24 protein-coding genes are annotated in these 25,255 nt (G+C 53.4%); 15 read left to right on the top strand and 9 right to left on the bottom strand.

Annotated elements, in window-relative coordinates:
- Positions 1 to 20: 20 nt before the first annotated feature.
- A complete protein-coding gene (locus CJA_RS11645; RefSeq protein WP_012488012.1) occupies positions 21 to 2,165 on the bottom strand; it encodes a sialidase family protein in 2,145 nt (714 codons plus the stop codon).
- A 745-nt stretch (positions 2,166 to 2,910) separates the two neighbouring features.
- Here CJA_RS11645 and CJA_RS11640 point away from each other — a divergent pair.
- The gene (locus CJA_RS11640) at positions 2,911 to 3,711 is read left to right on the top strand and encodes a pectate lyase (RefSeq protein WP_238526759.1); all 801 of its coding nucleotides are present in this window, start codon (positions 2,911 to 2,913) and stop codon (positions 3,709 to 3,711) included.
- Between the two features lie 68 nt (positions 3,712 to 3,779).
- Here CJA_RS11640 and CJA_RS11635 read toward each other — a convergent pair whose 3' ends face one another.
- Positions 3,780 to 4,679: a hypothetical protein gene (locus CJA_RS11635; RefSeq protein WP_012488010.1), complete on the bottom strand. Its 900-nt coding sequence runs from the start codon at positions 4,677 to 4,679 to the stop codon at positions 3,780 to 3,782.
- A 216-nt stretch (positions 4,680 to 4,895) separates the two neighbouring features.
- On the bottom strand, positions 4,896 to 6,635 hold the full coding sequence (gene argS, locus CJA_RS11630) for an arginine--tRNA ligase (RefSeq protein ID WP_012488009.1): 1,740 nt from the start codon (positions 6,633 to 6,635) through the stop codon (positions 4,896 to 4,898).
- A 212-nt stretch (positions 6,636 to 6,847) separates the two neighbouring features.
- Here argS and CJA_RS11625 point away from each other — a divergent pair, with 212 nt between their 5' ends.
- Both CJA_RS11625 and CJA_RS11620 read left to right on the top strand, forming a co-directional pair.
- A complete protein-coding gene (locus CJA_RS11625; RefSeq protein WP_012488008.1) occupies positions 6,848 to 7,630 on the top strand; it encodes an enoyl-CoA hydratase in 783 nt (260 codons plus the stop codon).
- Between the two features lie 39 nt (positions 7,631 to 7,669).
- The gene (locus CJA_RS11620) at positions 7,670 to 8,482 is read left to right on the top strand and encodes an SDR family oxidoreductase (protein WP_012488007.1); all 813 of its coding nucleotides are present in this window, start codon (positions 7,670 to 7,672) and stop codon (positions 8,480 to 8,482) included.
- 25 nt (positions 8,483 to 8,507) lie between these two features.
- On the opposite strand, the gene CJA_RS11615 is transcribed toward CJA_RS11620, so the two are convergent.
- Complete coding sequence (locus CJA_RS11615; protein WP_012488006.1) at positions 8,508 to 9,308, bottom strand: glutaminyl-peptide cyclotransferase; 801 nt, start codon at positions 9,306 to 9,308, stop codon at positions 8,508 to 8,510.
- A gap of 33 nt (positions 9,309 to 9,341) precedes the next feature.
- Between CJA_RS11615 and CJA_RS11610 the strand changes: the two genes are divergently transcribed.
- Complete coding sequence (locus CJA_RS11610; RefSeq protein WP_012488005.1) at positions 9,342 to 9,953, top strand: DUF502 domain-containing protein; 612 nt, start codon at positions 9,342 to 9,344, stop codon at positions 9,951 to 9,953.
- Here CJA_RS11610 and CJA_RS19075 read toward each other — a convergent pair.
- The 5 genes from CJA_RS19075 to trmL all read right to left on the bottom strand — a co-directional run bounded on the left by CJA_RS19075 (position 9,950) and on the right by trmL (position 14,142).
- Complete coding sequence (locus CJA_RS19075) at positions 9,950 to 10,429, bottom strand: late competence development ComFB family protein (RefSeq protein WP_012488004.1); 480 nt, start codon at positions 10,427 to 10,429, stop codon at positions 9,950 to 9,952. The two genes, CJA_RS11610 and CJA_RS19075, sit on opposite strands and share 4 nt — an antisense overlap.
- A gap of 59 nt (positions 10,430 to 10,488) precedes the next feature.
- Complete coding sequence (mnmC, locus tag CJA_RS11600) at positions 10,489 to 12,591, bottom strand: bifunctional tRNA (5-methylaminomethyl-2-thiouridine)(34)-methyltransferase MnmC2/FAD-dependent 5-carboxymethylaminomethyl-2-thiouridine(34) oxidoreductase MnmC1 (RefSeq protein WP_012488003.1); 2,103 nt, start codon at positions 12,589 to 12,591, stop codon at positions 10,489 to 10,491.
- The gene (gene fldB / locus CJA_RS11595; protein ID WP_012488002.1) at positions 12,588 to 13,112 is read right to left on the bottom strand and encodes a flavodoxin FldB; all 525 of its coding nucleotides are present in this window, start codon (positions 13,110 to 13,112) and stop codon (positions 12,588 to 12,590) included. The genes mnmC and fldB overlap by 4 nt, the downstream gene beginning before the upstream one ends.
- 65 nt (positions 13,113 to 13,177) lie before the next feature.
- Complete coding sequence (locus CJA_RS11590) at positions 13,178 to 13,627, bottom strand: flavodoxin domain-containing protein (protein WP_041551477.1); 450 nt, start codon at positions 13,625 to 13,627, stop codon at positions 13,178 to 13,180.
- A 50-nt stretch (positions 13,628 to 13,677) separates the two neighbouring features.
- Positions 13,678 to 14,142 carry a tRNA (uridine(34)/cytosine(34)/5-carboxymethylaminomethyluridine(34)-2'-O)-methyltransferase TrmL gene (gene trmL / locus CJA_RS11585; protein ID WP_012488000.1) on the bottom strand — a complete coding sequence of 155 codons (465 nt, stop codon included), beginning with the start codon at positions 14,140 to 14,142 and terminating at the stop codon, positions 13,678 to 13,680.
- A 153-nt stretch (positions 14,143 to 14,295) separates the two neighbouring features.
- Here trmL and pilM point away from each other — a divergent pair, with 153 nt between their 5' ends.
- The 11 genes from pilM (at position 14,296) to CJA_RS19885 (ending at position 25,237) form a co-directional block, all read left to right on the top strand.
- Positions 14,296 to 15,246 carry a type IV pilus biogenesis protein PilM gene (gene pilM / locus CJA_RS11580; protein WP_148208860.1) on the top strand — a complete coding sequence of 317 codons (951 nt, stop codon included), beginning with the start codon at positions 14,296 to 14,298 and terminating at the stop codon, positions 15,244 to 15,246.
- Between the two features lies 1 nt (position 15,247).
- Positions 15,248 to 15,919, top strand: a complete 672-nt coding sequence (locus CJA_RS11575; RefSeq protein ID WP_012487998.1) for a hypothetical protein — start codon at positions 15,248 to 15,250, stop codon at positions 15,917 to 15,919.
- Complete coding sequence (locus tag CJA_RS11570; protein ID WP_012487997.1) at positions 15,916 to 16,596, top strand: hypothetical protein; 681 nt, start codon at positions 15,916 to 15,918, stop codon at positions 16,594 to 16,596. The genes CJA_RS11575 and CJA_RS11570 overlap by 4 nt, the downstream gene beginning before the upstream one ends.
- Positions 16,589 to 16,927, top strand: a complete 339-nt coding sequence (locus CJA_RS11565; RefSeq protein ID WP_012487996.1) for a hypothetical protein — start codon at positions 16,589 to 16,591, stop codon at positions 16,925 to 16,927. Before CJA_RS11570 ends, CJA_RS11565 begins: the two co-directional genes overlap by 8 nt.
- Before the next feature lie 24 nt (positions 16,928 to 16,951).
- On the top strand, positions 16,952 to 18,688 hold the full coding sequence (gene mshL / locus CJA_RS11560) for a pilus (MSHA type) biogenesis protein MshL (protein ID WP_012487995.1): 1,737 nt from the start codon (positions 16,952 to 16,954) through the stop codon (positions 18,686 to 18,688).
- A gap of 47 nt (positions 18,689 to 18,735) precedes the next feature.
- A complete protein-coding gene (locus tag CJA_RS11555) occupies positions 18,736 to 19,656 on the top strand; it encodes an ExeA family protein (RefSeq protein WP_012487994.1) in 921 nt (306 codons plus the stop codon).
- Positions 19,653 to 21,113, top strand: a complete 1,461-nt coding sequence (locus CJA_RS11550) for a hypothetical protein (RefSeq protein WP_041551476.1) — start codon at positions 19,653 to 19,655, stop codon at positions 21,111 to 21,113. Before CJA_RS11555 ends, CJA_RS11550 begins: the two co-directional genes overlap by 4 nt.
- Before the next feature lie 17 nt (positions 21,114 to 21,130).
- Complete coding sequence (locus CJA_RS11545; protein WP_012487992.1) at positions 21,131 to 22,846, top strand: GspE/PulE family protein; 1,716 nt, start codon at positions 21,131 to 21,133, stop codon at positions 22,844 to 22,846.
- 16 nt (positions 22,847 to 22,862) lie between these two features.
- On the top strand, positions 22,863 to 24,083 hold the full coding sequence (locus CJA_RS11540; protein ID WP_012487991.1) for a type II secretion system F family protein: 1,221 nt from the start codon (positions 22,863 to 22,865) through the stop codon (positions 24,081 to 24,083).
- Between the two features lie 47 nt (positions 24,084 to 24,130).
- Complete coding sequence (locus CJA_RS11535) at positions 24,131 to 24,649, top strand: hypothetical protein (protein ID WP_041551475.1); 519 nt, start codon at positions 24,131 to 24,133, stop codon at positions 24,647 to 24,649.
- 198 nt (positions 24,650 to 24,847) lie between these two features.
- The gene (locus CJA_RS19885) at positions 24,848 to 25,237 is read left to right on the top strand and encodes a type II secretion system protein (RefSeq protein ID WP_041551474.1); all 390 of its coding nucleotides are present in this window, start codon (positions 24,848 to 24,850) and stop codon (positions 25,235 to 25,237) included.
- The last annotated feature ends 18 nt before the right edge of the window (positions 25,238 to 25,255 follow it).

The following is a 25,255-nucleotide window of genomic DNA, read 5'->3' as shown; positions in this document are numbered from 1 at the left end:
GATACCTGCTCTAATGACGATTAAGGAAGGGGAATACGTACCAGGGCTTCACCGTAACCTATCAGGGTTTGACTGGATTCATCGATCAATAATCCTTTAATGGATGCGCTAGTGAGTGCAGGTAAGGCCTGCCAGTGTTGGCCATCGTCCTGCGACCGGAAAATTTCCCCGGCGCGACTGGCAACCCATAAATCGCCATTGGGGCGATGGTAAATCCGACGCAGGTTGGTCGCTGTGGGCGGCTCTATGTGTTGCCAGTGTTTGCCGGCATCTCGGGAGATGAGCACTAACCCCTGGGAACCTGTCGCGATTAAACTGCCCTTGGGGGTTTGTGTCAGGTATTGCAGTGTTTTGGTCGTACCTGTGTCCACCAGCGTCCAGTGCTGTCCAGCATCTATGGAGTGAAGCAGCGTGCCGCGATTGCCGCCAATCCAAATATGATTGCCATCGGCTAGCAGGCTGTATAAGTCCTGCCCGGCGTTGGAAGTAATGGCTTCCCAGACTTTCCCATCGTGTGAGCGCTGGATAGCGCCGGATTGCCCAACCGCAATAAATACCTCGGCCTTGTCGACGTAGACGCCTGCGTACAAATGTTGTTCGCCGATTATTTGTGCGGCTTGCCAGTTGAGGCCATCGTCTTCGGAGTAGAGGGTTTTACCGGGGCCGGCGAGGGCGACCAGTGTTCCCCTGCGATTGCTGAGCAGTTGATGGAAATAGCCTTCACCAGCGTTGTCCAGGTTCAGTTGTCGCTCCCAGTGATGGCCCGCATCGGTTGAGCGCAACAAGGTGCCCGGTGGCCCTGCGCTGAGTAGCGTATGGGTTGTGGGCTCCTGGATAACCGTGAACAGGTAATCATCCTGGTGGGTTGCACTCTCCTGTCGCTGCCAGCTTTTACCCTGGTCATCCGAAACCAGCATCAAGCCTTTTGCGCCTACCGCCAACCAGCGCTGCTTATCGGGATTAATGGCAATCACTTCGTGGATAAAAGGGTCTATAGGTGTCTGCAGTAAATGCCAGTGTTTCCCTGCATCCAGGGATTCGAGCAACAGCCCCTTATTGCCGTAGGCGAGTAATGTTTGCGGATTGAGTGCAACAATACCTTCGATAGCCTGATCGCTTAACCATTGTTGGCTCCAGGTGCGGCCACCATCATCCGACAGTGCAACAAGGCCCCGGTCCCCAACGAGTAAAAGCCGATGGATGTGTGCAAGGTAAATACCCCGATTGAGGTAAGTATCAACCCCGGCAACGGCTGCCCAGTGTTCGCCCTGGTCATCGCTCAGGTAAATGTGCCCCTCGCTATCAAACACAATCCAGGTGCGATGGAAAGCATCATAAACACTGCCACTTAAATAGGTATTGGGGGATAAGGTGACCATCTGCCAAGCGGAAGATATGCTGCCAGCATTTTTGCGTAAGACATTACCTTCAGTCGTCAGGGCAATGGTGGTGTTTTGGTCATTAACGGCGTGTTGTGTAATCCGGGTGCTGGCAGGAATATTTTGCTGTTGCCAGAAATGCGAATCGGTATTGAGCAGGGCAATCAATCCTTCATCCCCGCTGGCGGTTAATCGCTGTTGCGCCGGATGATAACTGAGTTGGGTAATACTTTTTCCCTGTGGCCAGGACTCCGCTTGCCAACGGCTAAGATCGCGCGGGGTTTTTAGCAGGGTACCCTGATCCCCCCCGATCCACCAGGCCTGCCTGAGCGGATCAAAAACCAGTGTGCGTAAATGCGCTGTGGTGGGAGCGGCCAGTTGTTCCCAATCAATGCCAGCGTTGTTGGACATAATGATCAACCCGTCCTCGCCAACCGCCATCATCTGCTGGCCATCATCCGTAGCCGCTATTGCAAAAATACTCGATGTCAGGCCTGCCGTGGGCAGGGCGCGCCAATAACCTTCAGCCTGGTTATGTAACAGTATGCTGCCATCCGTACCGGTTATCAGGCTATTTGTTTCAGTTGTTACATGGGCGAGATAGGTCGTATGGAAGCGCTGCTGGTCTACTACAGGTGCAAGCTTGATTGTCGGCGGCTGTTCGGTAATCGGTGTGTGGGTATCGCGTTTACTGCAGCCACCCAGTAATGATGTACCCACCAACGCGACGAGAAAAACCCGCGAAAAACCGGGTAGATAAACGTAAAAAAATCGAGAAAAACCCATATTGCGCCCTTGAAGCCCTTGGCTTTTTAGTGATTCAGGATGGTGGTGGGAGGCCGGGCAGCTGCTTCCGGTCGCACGTGGCTGTATGTAACAGACCCATGTGGTTGACTGGAATATGAAGCAGCTTCCTGCGTAACACTATCCCCAAGGCATTGACCGGTCATTCGATTCTTATTGGTTAGCGGTCATCTCGAAAGCGATCCGCATGACTTCTGGCTAACAGCATGGCAATCGTTATAGTGAATGTTATGGAACCTGCACGTGCCTGGCTTTATAAGGGCCAGTGAGGTCGCGCATTGCTGTGAGCGTTTTATTTTATATGAATAATCATAAAAAGTGTTTCACCTCATGCAGCGAACTGCTATATTTTTCCGGCTAGGATTTTTGCGGGCATAAACCATAGCAGTTTATGCCGCAGCAGTAACAGAATGCAGTGGATGTATTTTTTCTGCCTGTTGTGTGCAAAATCTGCTCCTCTCCGATCATTATGATCTGTCGTTAGGAGTTTAGTATGTTAAAAAAAATAATGATAACGGGTGTTCTTGTTGGTGTGTCTGCAGTTGCTTTGGCAGCCAACCGCCCGAGTGGTTACGTAACCATCTGTAAAATTGGGCAAACCTGTTCTGTAAGCCAATCCACCAACGTGGCCTTTGGGGCAGACGACAGATTTGTCTATAAAGTGCTTAACGGCTCTTTCAGTTGTAGCGTAGCAACTTTTGGTTCTGATCCAGCTCCAGATAAAACCGTGAAAGAATGTTCCATTCCTTCCAGTGGTACGGGTGTATCCTCCAGTAGTGTTTCTTCGTCAAGTTCTTCGAAGTCCAGTTCATCGACTTCCAGCACTTCGACAGGCGGCAGTGCGGAGTGTAAAGCTGGTGCAACTATTGAGAACAAAACCGTCGACTGTGGTGGCAAGACAATCGGTCTGTCGTGCCCTGGTGACGCGGAAGGTCAACCGCCTGTCATTACCCTGAAAAATGCGACCATTAAAAATGTGCGTATTGCAGCCAGTGGTGGTGCAGACGGTATTCACTGTACGAGCGGTAGCTGTCGTGCAGAGAATGTGGTCTGGGAGGATATCTGTGAAGATGCAGCCTCTTTGATCAGCAGCGGTACAAAATTTACCATTTCCGGTGGTTCTGCGTATAACAATACCAGCAACTCACCTGGTGGCAAACCAGATAAGATTTTCCAACACAATTCCAAAAACAGTACCTTTGAAGTAATCAACGGGTTTACTGCCAAGGGTGTGAACGGAAAATTGTGGCGTTCTTGCGGCAACTGCTCAAGCAACGGCGGTCCACGCAACCTGGTTGTTAACAACGTAACCGTCGATGGAACGATTGGCAGTATTGCCGGTGTAAACCGTAACTTTGGCGATAAAGCCACGATTCGCAACCTGAAAATCAAGGGTTACAAATCCGGCTCTCCCAAGGTGTGCGAGGAGTTCAAGGGTGTACAAAAAGGAAGTGAATCTACCAAGTACGGTGAATACTGGAACACCGCCAATTGCGATGTTAGCAAATCTGATGTAACGGCTTTCTGATTTTTATAACAATAAACCTTTAATCGGCTCGCAAAAATCAGTAGCCCCTCTCTGGTAACAGAGAGGGTTTATTCGACCCCCCATCCCGCTTTCAGGCTTTGCCAGATCTCATCGAAATGCTGCTGTTCGTATTCACGTAACCTATCGAATTGTTCCGGGGTTAATTGCTCGCGCGCCTGGCGCAAATAATTGTCCTTGTAGTCATGCAAGGCCTGGTGGGCCTGCGTCAGTAAATATTGTTTTTCTTCTCCATGCGCTTTGTTAATGGCGGTACCGGTAATTTCCAATTGCTTGTTAAAGGCCTGCTTTTGTTCGAGTTTATTTAACAACAGGGTTCGGCGTTTGTCTTCGGTGAGCGATGATACGTCTCCCAATTGATTGTAAAAATCATTCATTTGGTATTGCTCATAGCTGGAGTCCTTGAGCAGCTCATAGGTTTTAACTTCGTCAGGGCGCAGCAGTTGGGTAATACGATAATCAATATCCGCCAAGGCTTCCTGCTGTTGGCGAATGGCTTTATCGATGTCTTCCGGTGAAGAAAAATAGCCGACGCTGTTGCTGCCCAGTATTTGCTCGCGCTCGCGCAGGAGTTCGTGGAGCTTGTGTTGGTCCTGGCTGGAGAGCGACAGGCTGCCCAACAGGAACTGGTATTTTTTATCGATGGTGCGGGCGATATTATCCGCCTGGATGGCGCTAAAGGTATCGCGTTGGCTGGACGATAATTCTGCCGTGGCGGTTGTGCCACCGGCTCGGGTTTGATTCAGGCTGGCCTGGCCGAAGGCGATGAATTCGCGCAGATCCCGGATTTGTTTTTCATAGTCCTGGCGCTGCTGGTCCAGTGCCATTTGCTGGCTTTGCTGCTGTTGGAATAGTTGTTGTTCCAGGTTGCTGAAATCGGCGCGCAGGGTGATGTAATGAATGCCCAGCCCGAGTAATAACAAGCCTAAGAGTGCACAGAGTAGTTTCATCCTTACCTCCGCAGTGTTGCCATCGTTATTGTGGGAGTGAGGTAATCTTGACCGAAGTGCTAATGCCGCAGGGCAGTCTGATGTTTGAGAGAGCCTCTGAAGAGGCTCCTACGTCAGCAAATTATTATTGTAGGGCTGTATCTTGTAATGCAGTGCTGTAAACACACCCAGGAGCTGGTCCCCTGGGGTGTCGCTTGCTGCTGGTGGGAGATTAGATTACATCCGCTCCATAACTTCAATACCCAACAGGCCGAGGCCTTGTGCGATAGTTCTCGCTACCAGATGGCAGAGGCGCAAACGGCTGTCGCGCACCTCCGCGTCCACGCCCTCCTTGAGGATTGGGCAGGCCTCATAGAAACTCATGTAAAGGCTGGCAATATCGTACAGGTAGGTACAGAGCAAGTGGGGCATGGCTTCGCGCGCCATCTGGTCCAGCACTTCGCTGAATTGCAATAATTTAATGGCCAGTGCTTTTTCCTGCTCGCTACCTAACAGGATAGGGCTGCCCAGTGTTTCCGGCGCAACGCCCGCCTTGCGGAAAATACTTTGTACGCGCGTATAAGCATATTGCAGATAGGGTGCGGTATTGCCTTCGAAGCTGAGCATGGATTCCCAACTGAATACATAATCATTGGTACGTGTTTTACACAGGTCGGCGTATTTCACCGCTCCTATGCCCACCTTGCGTGCAATTTCTGCAATATCCTCGCCGGCTAACTCAGGGTTCTTTTCGCTCACAACACTGGCCGCACGGTCAACTGCTTCGCTGAGTAACTCGGCGAGTTTGACGGTGCCGCCTGTGCGGGTTTTGAACGGCTTGCCATCACTGCCCATCATGGTGCCGAAGGCCAGGTGCTCCAGGCTCACAGCATCGCTAACGAACCCGGCTTTGCGCGAAATGGTAAAGACTTGCTGCATGTGCAGCGATTGGCGCGCATCGATAAAGTACATGATGCGCTTGGCGTTAAGTGTGTTGACGCGATAGCGCAGGGCCGCCAGGTCGGTGGTGGCATAGAGGAAGCCGCCGCCCTGTTTTTGGATAATCACCGGGGAAGGATTGCCATCTTTATCGGCCAGTTCCGGCAGGAAAACCACCTGGGCGCCTTCGCTTTCCACCGCCAGGCCCTGGTCTTGCAGCGCTTTAACCAGCGGTGCCAGGTCGTCGTTATAAAAACTTTCACCGCGCACATCGGCATCCGTCAGGGTGACGTTCAGCTGTTGGTATATTTCGCTGCTGTGATGCAGGGAAATATCCTTGAATTGCTGCCACAGCTTGAGCATCTGTGCGTCGCCGCCCTGCAGGCGTACAACATAATCGCGCGCCTTGTCGGCAAAGGCTGCGTCATCGTCGAAATGTTTTTTGGCCTGCTGGTAAAACACTTCCAGGTCTTTTAATTCGAGCGCGGCATCACCCTTAGCACCGAGTTGCTCTTCCAGCTCGGCAATCAGCATACCGAACTGGGTGCCCCAGTCGCCCACATGGTTTTGGCGGATCACCTGATGGCCGAGGAATTCGAGCAGTCGCGCGAGTGAGTCGCCAATAATGGTGGAGCGCAAATGCCCGACGTGCATTTCCTTGGCGAGGTTGGGGCCTGAATAATCGATCACCACGGTTTGCGCGTGTTCCGCCTGGGGAACCGCCAGGCGAGCATCGGTTTGTGCCAGGGCAATTTGTTTGCCCAGCCATGCCGGTTTGAGATAGATATTGATAAAGCCGGGACCGGCAATTTCCAGCTTGTCGGCGATACCCTCCAGATCCAGGGCCGCGACTATCTTGCCGGCCAGATCGCGTGGATTGGTACCCATGGCTTTGGCCGCCCCCATGGCGCCGTTGGCCTGGTAATCGCCAAAACCGGCTTTTTTGCCGGGTGCAATCAGGGCGGGAAGATCGGCAGGCACACCGCAGGTGGCCATGGCAGCGAGGACACGCTGGTTAAGTAAGTCGCGGATATTCATAGGGTTTTCGATTTGTCACGGCAGGAGTTGTCAAGGGGGCGAATTGTACCTGTCACACCCGGTCCGTGCCATGCCTCTGTATGCTCCTGTGCCCCTGTTAAGGTGGGAAACTCTGTGTGCCTTCTCCGTTTGTGGGGTAATACGGGGCGACCCGGACAAGGCGGGTCTATACTCCCTGCTCCGCCATTCACAATAACACCAGGGATTTTTCCATGATCAGCAGCCCCAGTTCCCAGGTCCAGGCCAGCCTTGATGAACGTGTACTGACTTTGAGCCTTAATCGCCCCGAACGTAAAAATGCCCTGACCCTGGAGATGTATTCAGCCCTTGCCGGGCTGATTGCCGCCGCGGACAAGGATGTTGGCGTACGGGTATTGGTACTGACCGGTACCCGCGAGTTTTTTACCGCAGGCAATGACCTGATGGACTTTATGAATGACCCGGAGATAACGCCCAGCCATCCGGTGGTGCGCTTTATTGATGCCCTGCGTTTTTGCGCCAAACCCGTCGTCGCCGTGGTGCGTGGCCATGCGGTGGGGATAGGCACTACCTTGCTGTTGCATTGCGACCTGGCCTATGTGGCGGCGGATGCGCGTTTGCAGTTGCCATTTGTCAACCTTGGCCTCTGCCCTGAATATGCCAGCAGCTACCTGGTGCCGAGGGTGGTGGGCCAGCAGAAAGCGGCCGAACTATTCCTGCTGGGCGAAGCCTTTTCCGGAGCAGAGGCGGCGGCTATGGGACTGGTAACGCGCGCCTTGCCCGGTGAAGAGCTGGATACCTATGCCCAGGCCAGGATTGCGCGCCTGGCGCAGCAGCCTCCCGCAGCGGTGCGGCGCACCAAGGCTTTGTTGCGCGAGGCGACCCAGCCAGCGGTTGAGGCCAGCTTGCAAGCCGAGTACCGCGGCTTTGCCGAGGGGCTTGGCTCGGAGGAATGCAAGGAATCGGTCATGGCTTTCTTTGAAAAGCGCGCACCGGATTTTTCCCGTTTCTCCTGATAGCCATTTTCTTTCCTTATGACAGTTGAGGCGATTGCCATGTCTACGCCGTTTGAGTTTGCACAGAAAAATGTATTGGTTGTGGGGGGTACCAGCGGTATCAATCGCGGTATCGCCGAGACCTTCGCCCGTTTGGAGGCCAGGGTGGCGGTGATCAGCCGTTCGGCAGACAAGGTGGCGGACACGGTAGCGGCCTTGCTATCCGCCGGTGCGGCAGCCGCCGATGGCGCCAGCGCGGATGTGCGCCAGGCCGATGCGCTCAAGCAGGCGATTGATGCCCTGAGCCAGGCCTGGGGCCAATGGGACCTGGTGGTGTCCGGTGCCGCCGGCAACTTTCCGGCACTGGCAACAGGTATGTCGGCCAACGGTTTTCGCTCGGTGGTGGAAATAGACCTGCTGGGCACCTTTCATGTGATGCAGGCGGTATATCCCCACCTGCGTAAACCGGGGGCTTCGATCATCAATATTTCCGCGCCCCAGGCGGTGATTCCCATGGCGGGCCAGAGCCATGTGTGTGCTGCCAAGGCAGGAGTCGATATGATCACCCGCAGCCTGTGCCTGGAATGGGGCGCTGAGGGGGTGCGTATCAATTCGATCATTCCGGGGCCTATCGACGATACCGAGGGCATGGCACGCCTTGCACCGACACCTGCCATGCGTGCCGCTGTCGAAAAGTCGGTGCCTTTGCAGCGTATGGGCTCAACGGCAGATATTGCCAATGCCTGCCTGTTTCTGGCATCGGATTACGCCAGCTACATCACAGGTGCGGTTATTCCTGTGGATGGCGGTTGGGCGCAGGGCGGGGCCGCAGTGGTGGGGGCCGGTTTGGCTGAGATGCTGAAACGATCCTGATGATTGCCTGCGACCCAGTGAGCGGTTAATCGCCAGGCTGGATCAAGAACATCTTTGGCCAGAGTTTGCCGGTTATCCAAAAGCCGTTGCGCTTTTCATCCCAGGCAATGCCGTTGAGTACCTGTTCCGGGTTGTTGAGTTTCATGGTGTTGCGCAGTGCGCTTAACACCAGCTCACCGGTCGCGTCGCCCGTATTTGGGTCAATCCTGATAATACGATCTTCATGCCAGATATTGGCCCAGATAAAACCGGCGTGATATTCCAGTTCGTTGATGCGCGTAATGGCCTTGCCCTGGTCCTGGACTTTCATGGTTTTTTCTAGCCTGAAGTCCTGTGGGGCATGGAAAAACAGGGTGTCGCTGCCATCGCTGCGGATCAGGTATTCGCCATCTGTGGTCAGTCCCCAACCCTCACCGGTATAGCCCAGGCTTTTCTGGTAGTGCAGGGTGGTTTTGTCATAAACCAGCAGGGTGCCTTCTTTCCAGGTAAGCAGGTACAGCTTGTCATCCAACAGGGTTAAACCCTCGGCAAAAAAACGTTCGGGCAGGGGCTGTTTATGGGTGAAGGGCGCAGAGAGCCTGGCCCAGGTGCTGCCTTCCGGTTCCTCCACCGGGTAGGATACCAACAGCGATTTGCCATAGAGGCCGCTGCTTTCATAAAACTGGTCGTTTTCGATTTGCAGGCCCTGGGTAAAGAGGGTGGGCTTGTGAGTGCGCTCGGTAATGATCTTGTAGGGGATTGTCGGCGCGGCGCCCGACCCGGGACTCATCGCTATCAGCCAGAGACTCATGCACAATAGCGCCAGTGTTTTTACGAGCTGTTTCACCCTGATTATCCCGTCGTGTAAAAGGCCCACATCATGAAGCGTTTGCGATCATTTGTCAGTATTACCTTTATCGGTGGTTTTATGGTGGTACTGCCGATGCTGATTTTTGTCTGGTTGGTTGAATGGTTGCTGCGCACTATCAGGAACCTGATACAACCCCTCAGCCAATGGTTGGTAGAGCAAACCCTGGTGAGCGGTTATGTAGCGGATATTATCGGCGTTGGATTATTGCTGCTGGGCCTGTTTTTAATCGGCCTGTTTGTATCCACCAGTATTGGTGGCTGGCTGCATGACCTGATTGATGATTGGCTGGCCCGCCTGGCACCCGGTTACAAAACTATTCGCGATGTGATCACCCAATTACTGGGCGGCGAGGGTAATACGTCTTTACTAAAGGGTGAGGTCTGTCGCGCTTACCTGATGGGGCGCGCAGCGGGTGTGTCGGTCACAGCCATAGTCACTGCCAAGCATGCCAATGGTGACTATACGGTCTATGCGCCCACCGCACCTATCCCGACCTCCGGGTTTGTCTATCACCTGGCGTCCGAGTGTGTTGATTTGTTGCCCCATGTGAGCGTGGAAGAGGCGATGCGCACGGTAATCGCCTGTGGCAGCGGTTCCCAGGTTATTTCAGAAGTTCCCTAGGTTTTTTTGCGTGTAGTTTTGGCGGGTGATTTTTTGCCGGTGTCTTTTGCGGCGCTGGTATTTTTGGTTTTTTCCGGTTTATCGTCAGTTTTTTTAGCGGCGGCCTTCGCGGGATTTTTCACCGGTTTATCGGCGCGTGTTGCAATCAGGGAGACTTCCAGTGGCGGTAGCCTGGGGTCTTCGCCGCGCTCGCGCGCTTCCACATAATGGAGTGCATCGCCCACGGCGGTGGCCACTTTGTTTTCGATTTCCATCATGTCCTGGGGCGACATAAAGAACGTCATATCCACATCGTGGCGTATATAGCGCGGCGGCAGGCGGTTGAGGGCTACACAGGCGACATCGGCGAGGAAATCGCGGTCGCCCTGCTGGATGCGCGGACTCTGGTCGAAGGCTTCCTGCACCACCAGGCGCTCATAAAAATTATGGATAAAGTCGGCATCATCTTCTATCGCATAGGCGCGGCTGGTCAGCATGATCCTGGTCTCCCAATGGTTTTTTGAGAGTATAGACCCTGGGATGGCCCCCGAGGCTGCTAACGCCGGTTTTTGATCAGGTCGCGAATCAGAAAGCGTGACGGGTTCAACGCATTGGCGAGTTCGCGGGGAATCGGCAGTGGTTCCTGGTTGATGTGGCAGGCTAGCAACTCTGCGCAGAGCGGTGTATAGGCCAGCCCGCGCGATCCATGGCCAATGTTGAGGTAGAGCCCGCGCACATAGCTGCCGGGGGTATCCAGCCAGGCGCGGGCATTGCGGCGCAGGGGGGCAAAATCGGTTTCCATGGCGGGCGTATCCGCGACGGAACCCACCAGGGGCAGGTAGTCGGGAAAGGTACAGCGGAAGGCGACACGGCCATCAAGTTGGTCGAGCCTGAGGGGGTTCCAGGCCTCGGCGAGGCTGGGCAATACCTGCGACAGCTTATCCAGGTTGGCCTGGTGATCCTGTGCGCGCAGTAGGTCTGTTTGCTCGCGTAAATTAAATGTCGCACCGGCACAGTGCCGGCCATCAACGGCCGGGGCAAGATAGCCATCGCCACAGATGACGGTTTTCAGCGGTTGGCTCAGGGAGGTCGCAGGCAGGTAACTGATTTGGCCGCGAATCGATTTGATTGGCAATTCGCGTGTCTCATCAAAGTGCCTGGCATCGCGTGCGTTGGCAATAATCACCACCGGGCTTTGCCACAGGCCATGATCAGTATGGTCCGTGTGTATATGCCATCCGCCTTCATCAGCCTGTGCCAGTGCAGTCACCGCTTGCCGGTATTCAACCCGGATATTGGGGTGGTTGACCAGGGCGGTGCAGAGGCGCGGGGGATTGATCCAACCGGACTGGGGAAAGTAGAGCCCGCCATGTGCCAGGGCAACACCCGCCAGCTCGCTGGCCTCGTCGGCGCTGACAAACTGGACCAGCTCGCTGCAATCCCTGAACTTATCCCTGAGCAATGTTTGGAGTTGCTGCTCGTCAGCATCCGCTGCCAGCTGCAGTACGCCGCAACGGCTGCCGGCCATAGTCCAATAGGGTTGGTAAAAGCGCTGGGCGAAGTCCAGGCAGTTAAGGTTAAACACCGCCTGGGGCTCGGCCTTGCGCGATAGCCTGGCATAGAGCACTCCCTGGGGATTGCCTGAGGCTTCCTCCGCCAGGTGTTCATGGCGTTCCAGCAGGGTGACTTGCCAGCCGCGCTCTGCCAGGGCGCGCGCGCTGGTGCAACCGGCCAGTCCACCGCCAATGACCAGGGCGCGCTTGTCGGTAGGAGTGCTATTGGTACCGTCCACCGTCCAGGGCAGCGGGTAGGGCGAGTAGCTGGGAGTATTATCCAGCTCATTGGCATCGAGCGAACCGTCATGGACGGGCAGGAGGCGATCAGTCAGCTTTTGTGCGCGCACCATGTCGCGCTTGCGACCGTAGCCGGGGACTTTTTGCACGGTAAAACCCGCCGAGCGCAGGCCGTTTTTGACAATGCCTGCCGCGCTGAAGGTGGCTGCAGTGGTACCTGCCTGGCTGAGTGTGCCTATAGCCTCAAAGAGTTGCTCGCTCCACATGTGCGGGTTCTTGGCCGGCGCAAAACCGTCGAGGAACCAGGCATCTACCTTGGCGCAAACATGGGCAAAGCGGGGGTCGGCGCTGCCGAGCAATTGGCTAAACCCATGGGCGGCATCCTCGATAATCAAGGTGAGCCTGACGCGGCCGCCCATAAAATGCAGGCGATAGAAGCCGGTGTCGGTGATGCAGGGATAGGCATCAATCAAGGGAGTAGACAGCGCCTCCAGTTCCGGCCAGAGGGCGAGGGCGCGGATCAGGTCCGGTTTGGTGAGGGGAAATTTTTCCACCGTCACAAAATGCAGCCGCGCATCTGCCGGGGCGGCTTGTAACCAGAGTTGCCAGGCGGCAAGGAAATTCAATCCGGAACCAAAGCCGGTTTCCCCGATGGTGAAATGGCTGCCGGGAGCCAGCGCCGCCCAGCGCTCCGGCAACTGGTTGTGATGGAGGAATACGTGGCGGGTTTCTTCCAGGCCATTGGCGCGCGAGAAATAGACATCGCCAAATTCACTGGAGAGGGGTTGGCCTTCATCGTCCCATTCAATTTGTGCGTTACGCAGGTCAAACCGGGCGTTACTCATGGATTCTGGATGATCGTTCACAACTCAAACTCGCGCAGGATTTGGGCGCACCACTGTTGGATACGGGTTTCACTTAGCTGGAATTCGTTTTCTTCATCCAGTGCCAGGCCGACAAACCATTCTCCATCGGATGTGAGTGCTTTTGAGGCTTCAAACTCGTAACCGGCGCGCGGCCAATAACCACAGGGAATACCGCCGCGGTGTACCAGTTTGGCGTGGAGGTAACCCATGGCATCCAGGAACCATTCCGGGTAACCCACCTGATCGCCCAGGCCATAGATAGCAAATTTGCGCCCGGCAAAACTCACTGTTTCCAGGTCATCCCAAATCTCTTCCCAGTGCTCTTGCAGTTCGCCGTAATCCCAGGTGGGAATACCAAAGATCAGGTAATCGTAAAACTCTGCCTGGACAAGCGGGGTTTCGGCAATATTGAACATATCAACACGTTCTTCGCCGATATGCTTGCGGATTTTTTCGCCGGCCATTTCGGTGTAGCAAGTGGAAGTGCCATAGAAAAGGCCGATAGGTTTGGGGTCAGACATGGATACAACTCAAGTAAGGCATCAATTCAAGTAAGGCATCGCGATCAGGAACAACAGCTGTGCGATCAAGGTAACAACAGCGACCACTGTTCAACCCAGTCGCGTGTCAGGCTGGCGGCGTCATCGCCGCTGCTGGCATCCAGTACCAGCGGCTCGCCGATACGCACCGCGCCCAGGTCGGCGAAGGCGGCGTCCAGCATCACCCCAGCTTCGTTAAAGGTGGTGTAGCAACTGTCGCCCAGGTTAATCACGCCGTAATGGCGACCGGCAATGCGCGGATAGTCGCGGGTGATATGCAAATATAAAGGCTGGATGTTATCGGGCAGCTCGCCGGAGCCGGTATTGGAATGGCACAGGAGGATAATTTCACTGGCATCGCGCGTCAGGTCTTGCGGGCGCGCATAGGTGTTGATACTGACTTCATGGCCTTTGGTGCGCAGCAGGTCAGCGGCAATGTCAGCCACTTGTTCGGCACCGCCATAGACACTTCCTACCATAATCTGGATCTTGCTCATACAACTACTCACTGGACAGGACAGATGACTTTCACTGTGGGGCAACTGCTCTAAAGTGCGCCAGCATACCCCAATTGACGCCAAGCTTCATAAACCATCACGGCAACCGCGTTGGACAGGTTCATGCTGCGGCTATTGGCCGCCATCGGAATCCGCAGCACCTGGTTGGCGGGCAATGATTCTCGGATGTCTGCGGGCAGGCCGCGCGACTCGGGGCCGAACAATAAATAATCGCCTGCGGCAAACTGTGCATCACTGTGGCATTGGCTTCCTTTTGTACTCAATGCAAATAAACGCGTTGGTTGCTCTTGTACCAAAAAGTGCTCCCAGCTGGCATGAATACGCACATCCTGGGTTTCGGCGTAATCCATTCCGGCGCGGGTTACGCTTTTTTCATCTAAGTTAAAGCCTAGCGGTTCAATTAAATGTAACTGGCAACCGGTGTTGGCTGCCAGGCGAATAATGTTGCCGGTATTGGGGGGAATCTCCGGCTCGAATAGAACTATGTGAAACATTTGGCGTTTTTACCTATATGGTCTATGTTCTTTGTAAACGTTATGTTTGAGCGGTCAATTATAAACAACAGTTATTAATTGGCAGGTTGCTTCATCCAAATTCTGCCGTATAACAAACAACCAGTACCATTACCACAGCCCGAGGGTACGCTGTTGAAGCAACTGTTCGAAACCCTGACCCACTGGGTTAATCGCTCACAGGGGCAACATCAATGCCTGGGGGTTGAGTTTACCCCGGATGGTGTTGCCCTCGCTCATATCCACCGACCAGCAACCCAGCAACCGCATTTAGTCCATTGCGAATTTATTCCGGTCAATGCAGGGGATAATCCGGCTGAACAGCTCCGTCAGCGCATTGCCAAATTGGGGTTGCAAACGGTTCCCTGCAACCTGGTGATGAGTGTCGGCAGTTATCAGATGCTGTTGGGGGAAGCCCCCAAGGTACCGCGTGAGGAACTGGCCGAAGCCCTGCGTTACCGTGTGAAAGACCTAGTGCATTTCCCGATTACCGAGGCAGTCGTGGATGGCATTTTACTGCCCGAGGACAGTGCCCGTGGCACCAGCCGCATGGCCTATGCTGTGGTCACCCAGAAGAAACACATCGAAACCCTGGTGGACTATGCCAAAACTGCCGGGCTTGAACTCAAGGCTATTGATATCCCGGAAATGGCCCTGCGCAATCTGGTGGAAACCTGTTGCGACACCCAGCGCGGGGTAGCCCTGGTTAAACTGGTCCAGGGTGGTGGCAATTTGCAGATCCAACGCGATGGCAACCTTTACCTTACTCGCCAGTTTGTCCTCTCCTATAACGCCGGCCTGTTGGATGATTTACCCGCAGAGGCATTAATTCTTGACCTGCAGCGCTCGCTGGATTATTTCGAGCGGCAAATGCGCCAGGTGCCTCCAAGCCATATTTATCTCTGTGGCGACAATGTCACCGCGGACAAATTGACCGCCGAAATACGCGCAGGCCTGCCGATGACGATCGATATGCTGGACCTGCGCGCCGGGCTGCAAATTGCCGAGGGAATTCCCGAGCATTATTTGTCGTTGTGCCTGAATGCCCTGGGTGCTGCCCTGCGCCAGGATCAGGTGGGAGGCTAGTATGCAGCAGATCAATCTCTACCTGCCGGAATTCCAGCCTAACCGTGAACCCCTGCGCGCTATACACATGTTCTGGATAAGCCTGGCTTTTGTCGTATTGCTTATTCTTGCCAGTATCTTGAGTCACCGTTACAACCTTTCATTGGTGCATGAAGCAGGACAACAGCGAGTACAACTTGAGCAAATCAAGCAGCAAGTGGATCAGTTGCGCCGCAACCAGCCCCAGGTTGATCTTGCCGTGTTGGACGCACACATATTAAAGACTCACACTGAACTGGAGCGCCGCGAGCGCCTGGTGATGCTGGTATCGAGTCGCAGCCTGGGTAACAGCACCGGCTTCTCGGCACAATTGGAGGCTATGTCGCGCCAATCCAATGACCGGTTTTCATTAAGTGTCTTCTCGTTAACACGTGGGGGTGCTTACGCGGAGATGCTGGGGAAAACCCGTGCGGGAGAAGAAATTCCATTGTATGTACAGCGTTTGCGCACCGAGCCATCGTTTGTCGGCACGGCTTTCGGTATTTTGCAGTTATCACCGGATGAACAGGCTGGCGATACATTTGATTTTTCGCTGGCAGAGCCTTTGCCGGACACAGGTGTCAGAAGTGCCGAAAAAACGGCCGTGCAGCATTTGCTGGAATTGAATGAAAAAATGCGAGGACAGCGCCCATGAATCAATGGAAAGAACAGCTGGTTCGCTTGCAAGAAGCAATAGATGGACGCGTTTTACGCGAGCGGGTTCTGTTGCTGTTGACGGTATTAGCCGTACTTTTGATGGTATGGAGTCTGTTCGTGCAAGCCCCGGTTGATAAACAGCGCAGCAAACTTAAGGGCGATGTGGAATTGATCGCCAGTGAACGTAAAAAACTGGAAACGGACATTGCCAATTTGACAATGGCAGCAGCCAATAGCCCGGCCGTATTAAAGCAAAAAGAAATTCGGGCACTGGAGCAGCGCATCAATGAAGTTGAAGCGCAATTATCGAATATGTCCCAAGGCCTGATCAGTGCTGATCAACTACCCAGAGTATTGCAGGAAATACTTTCTCCATTAAGTCGTGTAGAGGTGTTGGGGGTTAAAACCTTGCCCGCGCGCCAGCTGCAGTTGCCGGGTATTGCCCCTGCGGCGACGGCCAGCGCTTCAGCGGATGCCGGGGTTTATCAGCATATGGTGGTATTGCGTATTCGCGGCAGTTACTTTGAATTACTGGCATTGCTAAAGCAGCTGGAATCCCTCTCGTGGAAATTTTATTGGGATTCGCTGAACTACCGTGTCGATACCTATCCTGCCGCGGAAATCGAAGTGCGCGTGTTTACCTTGAGTTCAGAGGAGGGCCTGCTCGGTGTATAAACGCCCCATTTTATTATTGGCTCTCCTGCTTTTAGTGTTGGCTGCCTTTGCTGAATCAGGCGAGCAGGGGCGCGACCCTACAGAGCCGCTGGATTATCACAAGCCAGTCGCAAAACCGGCTGCAGTAAAATTGCACCTATCATCGGTATTAATCAGCGACCAGCGCAAGCTAGCCATTATTAATGGGCATAGTTTGCGTGAAGGACAAATTATTCCCCAATCCAATGGTATGAAACTCATGCGAATAGATTCCCAAGGTGTGGTTGTGGCGGATGGTGGGCGACAGAAGGTATTACGCCTGGCACCCAGTGTGATCAAAAGACATCCCTAAATTTCTGTTCTTGAGGCCATAAGCATGTCGCCTGTGACAAAACATCCGCTGTTGCCATTCATCCTGTTGCCCCTGTTAATGGTATTAGCAGCCTGCAGTAACACCCGCGATGGAAAACTGGTCGCCGAGCAAGAGCTGGACAAAGCGGTGAATAGCTCGCCAGCAACAGCGTCTCCACCAGCAGCGGTAACCCAATCCCTGTTACAGAATCCCTCTGGCGCTTACTCCGCTCCCAAATCCGCGGAGCGCTTTGATGTTTCCGTGCACAATGTTTCCGCGCGGGATTTTTTCCTGGGGTTGGTAAACGGCACAGGAGTCAATGTTGTTGTACATCCCGGTGTTAGCGGGTCAGTAACATTGGATCTGAAAAATGTCACGGTTGACGATGTGCTGCGTGTCACCCGCGATATCTATGGCTACGAATTTAAGCGCGACAGGAATATTTACACCATCTACGCCAATGAGTTGCGTACCCAGGTATTCCAAATTAATTATCTGGATGTGCAGAGGGTAGGGGTATCGGACACCAGTGTTCTTGTCGGTCGTGCCCAGTCCACCAGCAATAACATGGGGGGCAACACCAATAATTCGAGTGGAAGTGCGGGAGATACCGCCAACCTGCTGGGCATGTTAAGCAATGCCAAGGAAAAGGTCAGCGGTGCGGGTTTAACACCGGGATCGCGGGTACAAACCCTGAATCGTACTGATTTCTGGCATTCACTGGAAAAAACCATCCTATCCATTATTGGCGGAAAAGAGGGGGAGCGCTCGGTAATGATCTCACCCCAGGCAGGCATGGTCGTGGTGAAAGCCTTGCCCCATGAATTGAGTTCCGTGCGCGATTATCTGGAGCGTTCGGAATTGAGCGCAAAACGCCAGGTAATTTTGGAAACCAAAATCCTTGAGGTTCGGTTAAGCGAAGGATTTGAAGCAGGTGTTAACTGGGGGGCTATTAGCGGGCAACTGGGGTACAGTTACGGTTCCGGTCGGGGCACTATCAGTGCTTCTGATTCTCTTGAAATGAACTACGGCCCAGGCTTTCAAATGACCGATGCAACCCGAACCATTACTGAAAGTTCGGAGTATGGGGGTAAGGATCTGTTTGCCGGTTTGGTGCAGGTAGCTGATATCACCAAGCTCCTGTCATTACTGGAAACCCAGGGGGCGGTACAGGTTCTGTCCAGTCCGCGTGTCTCTACCGTCAATAACCAGAAAGCCGTTATTCGCGTGGGTTACGATGAATACTTTGTCACAGGCATTTCCAGCAATACCACTACCAATGCCGCCGCTATCACCAATACACCGAATATTGAGTTGTCGCCATTTTTCAGCGGTATTTCGCTGGATGTCACCCCGCAGATTTCTGAGGCGGGAGAGGTTATCCTCCATATTCATCCCATTGTCAGTGAGGTGACGGACCAACTTAAGGTGTTTACCGTGGGCGATGAAAATTTCTCGCTGCCCCTCGCGCTACGCGGTATCCGCGAGTCCGACAGTATTGTAAAGGCGGCTAACGGGCAGGTGATTGTATTAGGTGGTTTGATGACGGAAAGTAACAGGCAAACCGATGGCAAGCGCCCGCTACTCGGTGATATTCCTATCGTCAACAGTTTGTTTCGCACCAAAAACAAATCCAAAAGTAAAACCGAACTGGTGATATTGCTTCGTCCTATTGTTGTGGATGATACCACCTGGGATGCTCAATTGCGTGAGTCGCGCGATAGCATGCAGATAATGGGTGAGGCCTATCGCAATCCCTGAGTTGTGCGGGATTGCGCGGGGAAAATTACGCTGCGGCGAGGTCTGTTATGTACCGTCAACATTTTGGATTAAAGGAGCACCCGTTTTCGCTCACTCCCGATACCCAGTTTTTCTTTCACAACCAAAGCCATCGCGAAGTATTGAGCACCTTGCTGCTCGCCTTGCGCCATAGCGAGGGGTTTATCAAGGTCGTTGGTGAGGTGGGTACGGGCAAAACCCTGCTCAGCCGCAAGCTGCTGGCCAGCCTGGGCGACCATTTCATCACTGCCTATATTCCTAATCCCTATCTGACACCCGATGAATTGAAATGGTTTTTGGCAGAAGAGATAGGCATTGCCTATTCACCGGAATTACCGTCCTATCAATTATTAAAAGATATTAATTTGCGCCTGGTGCACTTGGCGCAACAAAAGCGCCAGGTGGTGTTGGTGGTTGATGAAGCCCAGGCCATGCCGCGTGAAACTATAGAAGCGTTGCGCCTGTTAACGAATCTGGAAACTGAAAAAAGCAAGTTGTTGCAAGTGGTGTTATTTGGCCAACCGGAATTGGACACCCTGTTGGAGCGCCCGGATTTACGCCAGCTCAAACAGCGCATCGTATTCAGTGAATATTTACAGGGTATCGCCCAGCCCAGCGTAGCGGCTTACCTGAATTATCGTTTGCAGTCAGCGGGCTATCGAGGTCCCTCACTGTTTTCACCCGCCGCCGTACGGCTGTTATACAAGGCATCCGGCGGTGTACCGCGCCTGATTAATGTCATGGCACACAAGGCAATGCTTGCCGCCTATGGCCAGGCGAGCCCGCATGTTGAACGGCGCCATATGGTGAGTGCGATCAAGGATACTGCCGAAAGTAAAAAGCTGGGACAGGTTTTGGCCCGGCGCGATTACTGGTTGTGGCCAGCCCTGGCAGCCAGTGCAGCCGCTGCGCTGGTGTTTATCCCGGTATTGGCGGGAGCTGTGCAGTGAGCCTGCTAAACGATATGTTGCGCGATCTGTCGACGCAGGTTCAGGGGTCTGCCCATGCCCACAACCCCCATGAGCAAGATGCGCTCACAAAGGCAGCCGTTGACCATGGGCGGGCGGAGTTGCAATCCTCCGGCCTGTTCAGGCCTGCGGGTTTTCCCTGGTTGTTAACACTCACCACATTTCTATTGGTACTCGTCGTGCTCTGGCTATTGCGTCCCTGGATAGTGGCGTCCTTTCAAGCGCCGATCGATGAGCCCGCGGTTGTTAGCGATTCCAGCGGAATACCCCTGGCGATGGTCGATCATGAAGTTGCTGCAGAAGCAGCGGATGCCGAATCTTCAGCGCCAACAGACACTGGGGGCGAGCTGCAGGAACAGGGTGAGCCTGCGACGGATATTACCCAACAGGTCCAACACCAACGCGATATTGACAACCTGCTGGCGCAAGCGCGCCAGGCCTTGGCCCGTGATCGCTTGACCTCTCCCTTTGAAGATAACGCCTATCGTTACTACCAACAAATACTGTCCCTGGATGCAACAAATCCCCTGGCACAGCAGGGGATTTTGCAATTGGCTGAGCGCTACCTGGCAATGGCACAGCGCCAATATCACCAGGATAATGTCGAGGAGGCCAGGGCACTGATAGCCCGTGCGCAATTGGTTGCTCCCGCTTATGAACCTGTGCAGCATTTCGCATCGCTCTTGCTCGAATCGCCCGGGGCTAGTGTCGCAGGCGCCGTATCGGAGGCAAGTAAATCAGCTAACCAGGAGTCATCCCCCGCTGTAGCCGCCCCTGTAGAAAAATCTGTCAGTATCCAGGAGCCTTTTGCTGCCCAGTCCCATTCCCCTGTAAATGACAATATGCCAGCACACTTATCGGTTGCGCCCAATCCCCAGTGGCAGGATACACAGCAGGTTGAGCAGGCACGCAGACTGTGGACGGCTGGCCAAACAACAATTGCTGTGACCCAACTTGAACAGTTCGTAGCCAGCAACCCTCAAACCAGTGAGTTATCCAGTTGGCAATTATTGGATTTTTATGTACAGCAGGAAAATCGCGAACAGCTGGCACTCAGCATTTCTGCGATGCCGGCCCTGAATCCGGCTGAACGGGATTATTTTCAGGCCCGTCTGGCCTTGCTGGAGGGCGATGGCCAACAGGCGCTTAACCTGTTGGAGCGGCATCCAGCCACAGCGCAGGGTGAGCATTACCGGGCCCTGCTGGCAGGTTTGTACCAAAAACATGTCCAATACGCCAAAGCAGCGCAGAGCTATAAAGCCTTACTGGAAACCTTTGGTGAAAAACCGGCGTACTGGTTGGGCTATGCCCTGGCACTGGATGCGATGGATGAGCGTACAGGTGCTTTGCGTGCTTACCAGCGTTTGGCCGAATACAGTGATTTGCAAGTAGAAGTTCGCGATTATATTCAGCAGCGTATCGCCGCATTGCGCGGTTAGCCTTGAGATAAGCACCCATGAACACAACGCTTCAAAAACGCATTCGCATTGGTGATTTACTGGTCGAAAAACAAATGATCAGCGAGAGCCAGTTGCAACATGCCTTGCAAGAGCAAAAGCTGACCGGGCGTAAACTGGGGGCCACGCTGGTCGAGTTGGGTTATGTCGATGAAAACGCACTGCTCAACCTGCTGTCGGCGCAATTGAATATTCCCTTCGTCGAGTTAAAGCAATTTCGTTTTGATCGCGAACTGGTACAACGCCTGCCTGAAACCAGTGCACGCCGCTACCGGGTGATTCTGCTGCGCGAGGATTTTGACGGCCTGTTGCTGGGCATGGCTGACCCAACGGATATTTTTTGCCTGGACGAATTACAGCGTGTACTGCAGAAAAACCTTAAGCCGGCGGTCGTGCGGGAATCCGAACTGCTGGATGTTCTGGATATCGCCTATACCCGCGCCAGCGAAATTGCCAGCCTGGCGACAGAGCTGGATGAGGAACTGCAGGAATCCGCCGTAGACCTGGCAGATTTCATTAGCGATGCCACTGACAGTGAAGCCCCCGTGGTCAAGTTGCTGCAAAAGATTTTCGAGGAAGCCATTGCAGCAAAATCATCGGATATCCATATAGAGCCGGATGAAAAAGTATTGCGTATCCGCAATCGTATCGATGGTGTATTACTGGAACAGGTGATGAATGAAAAGCGTATCGCATCGGCGCTCGTTGTTCGTTTGAAATTGATGGCCGGCCTGGATATTTCGGAAAAACGACTGCCCCAGGATGGGCGCTTTAACCTCAAAGTCAAACAGCGCAATATCGATGTGCGTATTTCCACCATGCCCGTACAATTTGGTGAGTCCGTTGTGATGCGGTTACTGGATCATACCGATGGTGTGTTGGCCCTGGATAAGGTGGGTATGCCGCCCAACCTGATCAGCCGCTTTCGCAAGGTGATTACGCGCCCCCATGGATTGGTACTGGTTACCGGGCCTACAGGTAGTGGTAAAACCACCACCCTCTATGGGGCTTTGTCAGAACTGAATAGCCCTGAGAAAAAAATCATTACCGTTGAAGACCCAGTGGAATATCGCCTGCCTCGTATCAGTCAGGTGCAGCTGCATGAAAAAATCGGTCTGACCTTCGCCAGTGTATTGCGCGCGACCCTGCGCCAGGATCCGGATATTTTGCTGGTGGGGGAAATCCGCGATGCCGAGTCGGCAGAAATTGCCCTGCGCGCGTCAATGACCGGCCATATGGTGTTGTCAACCTTGCATACCAATGACGCCGTCAGTTCCGCCATGCGCCTGATGGATATAGGTGTGGACGGTTATCTGGTGGCTGCGGCGCTTAAAGCGATTATCGCGCAGCGACTGGTGCGGCGTATTTGCAATAGCTGTATCCAGCCGCACACCCCCGATGTTCAGGAACAGGCGTTATTGTTAGCGATAGGCAAGGGACGCGACTTTAGTGAGGTGAGTTTCAAGCGGGGTGCAGGTTGCCCGCATTGCCACAACACGGGTTATCGCGGTCGCCTGGGTGTGTTTGAGATGCTGGAGCTGACCCAGCCGATGGCGGAGGCATTGCGGGTGAACGATATGAATGCCTTTACACAGGCAGCTTATAACAGCCCTCATTTTACAACCCTGAGTGAGTCAGCGTTGGACTATGCTGCAAAGGGAGTCACAACCCTTGAGGAAGTCATGGCCATTTCGGCACAGATTGATGAACTTTGAATGAGGCATAACGACAATGGCCATTTATGATTTTAAAGGTCGCAACAGCGATGGCCGGTTGGTTACCGGCCAGTTGGATGCCTCTACCCAGGATGGTGCTGTTAACCAATTGTTGGGGCGTGGTATTACCCCGGTCAGCATCGAGCCCCATGTTGAAGAGTTAACCCTGTCGGACCGGATTTCCCGCTCGCTCAATGCAGGGCGGGTTAGCAGTGTTGAACTGATTATGTTTTGCCGGCAGATGCACACCATTTCTCGCGCCGGTATACCCTTGGTAAAGGGGTTGCGCGGTCTGTCGGCCTCGATTCGCAACTACGCCTTCCAACAGGCATTAAATGACATAGTGGAACGTTTGGAGGCGGGTGTAGAATTGTCCAGTGCCATGCGCGCCCATCCCAAGATTTTTAATAATATGATAGTGAGTATGGTCAGTGTCGGTGAAAACGCCGGGCGACTCGATGTGGTATTCAAACAATTAAGTGAGTACCTTGAACGAGACCACTCCACTTTAAAAAGTATCAAAACAGCCCTGCGTTACCCATCCTTTGTACTGATTGCGATGACAGTAGCCATTGCGGTGATCAATATTTATGTGATTCCTGCATTTGCCGGTTTGTTTGAGAAATTTGGTGCGCAATTGCCCCTGCCAACACGCATCCTTATTACCGTATCCGATTTTTTTGTGAATTACTGGATGTATATTTTGCTTGTGCTGGTGGCTGCTGTGGCCTGGTGCCTGCACTACATCAAAACCCCGGAGGGCAGTCGTGTATGGGGCCAAAAAAAGCTTCGCCTGATTATTGTCGGCGATATTATTGAGCGCGCTTCCCTGGCGCGCTATGCCCGCTCTTTTGGATTGATGCTCAATGCCGGTTTACCCCTGTCCAATGCGTTGGAGTTAAGTGCGCGCGCCATCGATAACCCTTATCTGGGCGATAAAATTCGCGCTATTCGTGCGGGTGTTGAACGCGGGGAGGGGTTGTATCAAACCCATTTGGTCAGCGGCATGTTCACACCACTGGTATTGCAAATGATTGCCGTGGGCGAAGAAAGTGGGCAGGTGGATGCACTGTTGGCGGAAGTGGCCAGTTTTTATGAAAGTGAAGTGGAGTACGACGTTAAGCAGCTCAGTGACCGGATCGAGCCGATCATGATTGTGATGCTTGCGGGTTTTGTCACTATTATTGCGCTAGGTATATTTTTGCCGATGTGGGATATGTACGCTATTCAAAAATAACCTTGCGTTAGCGCAATTCCGGCTATTTCGATCGGAGATAAGACGGATTGAATAAACACTACAGCCTTGGGCGTTTCGAGTATTTTACTGTCGCTATAGCCATTGGCATTATCGCGGCAGTTGGGCTCAATCGCTATGTACACCTGGCGGAGCAAGCGCGCAATTTACGTTTTGAGGTTATATCGCACCATTTCCTGCAGGCGGTGGTAAATGCTCGTGTACATTGGTTGCTGGAGAAAGCAACCAATCCGGTTTCCCCATCAATTAATCAACAGGATGACCCTATAACCCTCTTGTATTTTTCACCCCAGGGATGGCCTGCGGCAGTTTCACCCGGGCCGGTGGAGCGACAAGGGTTGACGGCTGCGGATTGCAAAGCCTTATGGGACAGCTTGTTGCAAAACCCGCCGCCGCTCAGTGCACAGCCGGAGCAGCGTGGGGCATACTCTTACCATGTGGCAGTACAGGGGCATCTGTGCCGTTATTTTTGGCTGGGTACATCGACCGGTGAGTATTATTTTGATTACTCGATAAACACAGGTCAGGTGCGCCTGGTGATTCCCTAATAATTACACGCTATAAACATGGGCGAAAACTGGCATTCATCGAAAGCTCGTCTATAGTTTCGACTAAGACCGCCGGTTCGTGATAAATCCTTGTCCAAGGTTGTCAGAAGTGACTTTGTAGTCTTGTCCACGTTCAGGGATGTCGGTTTTACCGGTAAACAATCCTTAATGTATTTTCTCTCCCTGGAGGCTTGCTGTATGACGAAACAATCTGGTTTTACCCTGATCGAGCTGATTGCGGTTATTGTGATTCTGGGTATCTTGGCAGCTACTGCCCTGCCGCGATTTATTGATATGTCTGATGCAGCTGAACAGGCTACCGTCGATGGTATTGCCGGTAATATGGGCAGTGCGATGGCATTAAACTATGCTGCGGCAGTAGCTACTAATGCTGGTGTGACTGGCGGAACGACTCATATGCCAGTGACCGATTGCGATGATGTTGGTGGAGTTCTGGTTGGTGGAATTCCTACAGGTTATACGGTTGGATCAGTAGCACTAACCAATTTGGGTGATACTGCAGTATGTACAGTCACTCAAACAGCTTCAAGTCGTACTGCTAATTTTCAGGGATTTGGTGCACCTTGATTTCTAGGTGATGTTAGG

It is taken from the genome of Cellvibrio japonicus Ueda107, assembly GCF_000019225.1.
In the GTDB taxonomy this organism is placed as follows: domain Bacteria; phylum Pseudomonadota; class Gammaproteobacteria; order Pseudomonadales; family Cellvibrionaceae; genus Cellvibrio; species Cellvibrio japonicus.
This window is presented reverse-complemented; position numbering and strand designations above follow the sequence as displayed.

Bases quoted from the DNA above. Each gene is read 5' to 3' on its own strand.
- mshL (WP_012487995.1), top strand. From the start codon at position 16,952: ATGTCGCCTGTGACAAAACATCCGCTGTTGCCATTCATCCTGTTGCCC.
- CJA_RS11575 (WP_012487998.1), top strand. From the start codon at position 15,248: ATGCAGCAGATCAATCTCTACCTGCCGGAATTCCAGCCTAACCGTGAA.
- CJA_RS11610 (WP_012488005.1), top strand. From the start codon at position 9,342: ATGAAGCGTTTGCGATCATTTGTCAGTATTACCTTTATCGGTGGTTTT.
- CJA_RS11635 (WP_012488010.1), bottom strand. From the start codon at position 4,679: ATGAAACTACTCTGTGCACTCTTAGGCTTGTTATTACTCGGGCTGGGC.
- CJA_RS11545 (WP_012487992.1), top strand. From the start codon at position 21,131: ATGAACACAACGCTTCAAAAACGCATTCGCATTGGTGATTTACTGGTC.
- argS (WP_012488009.1), bottom strand. From the start codon at position 6,635: ATGAATATCCGCGACTTACTTAACCAGCGTGTCCTCGCTGCCATGGCC.
- CJA_RS11645 (WP_012488012.1), bottom strand. From the start codon at position 2,165: ATGGGTTTTTCTCGATTTTTTTACGTTTATCTACCCGGTTTTTCGCGG.
- CJA_RS11570 (WP_012487997.1), top strand. From the start codon at position 15,916: ATGAATCAATGGAAAGAACAGCTGGTTCGCTTGCAAGAAGCAATAGAT.
- trmL (WP_012488000.1), bottom strand. From the start codon at position 14,142: ATGTTTCACATAGTTCTATTCGAGCCGGAGATTCCCCCCAATACCGGC.
- CJA_RS19885 (WP_041551474.1), top strand. From the start codon at position 24,848: ATGACGAAACAATCTGGTTTTACCCTGATCGAGCTGATTGCGGTTATT.
- CJA_RS19075 (WP_012488004.1), bottom strand. From the start codon at position 10,429: ATGCTGACCAGCCGCGCCTATGCGATAGAAGATGATGCCGACTTTATC.
- CJA_RS11540 (WP_012487991.1), top strand. From the start codon at position 22,863: ATGGCCATTTATGATTTTAAAGGTCGCAACAGCGATGGCCGGTTGGTT.
- fldB (WP_012488002.1), bottom strand. From the start codon at position 13,112: ATGTCTGACCCCAAACCTATCGGCCTTTTCTATGGCACTTCCACTTGC.
- CJA_RS11590 (WP_041551477.1), bottom strand. From the start codon at position 13,627: ATGAGCAAGATCCAGATTATGGTAGGAAGTGTCTATGGCGGTGCCGAA.
- CJA_RS11555 (WP_012487994.1), top strand. From the start codon at position 18,736: ATGTACCGTCAACATTTTGGATTAAAGGAGCACCCGTTTTCGCTCACT.
- CJA_RS11625 (WP_012488008.1), top strand. From the start codon at position 6,848: ATGATCAGCAGCCCCAGTTCCCAGGTCCAGGCCAGCCTTGATGAACGT.
- CJA_RS11620 (WP_012488007.1), top strand. From the start codon at position 7,670: ATGTCTACGCCGTTTGAGTTTGCACAGAAAAATGTATTGGTTGTGGGG.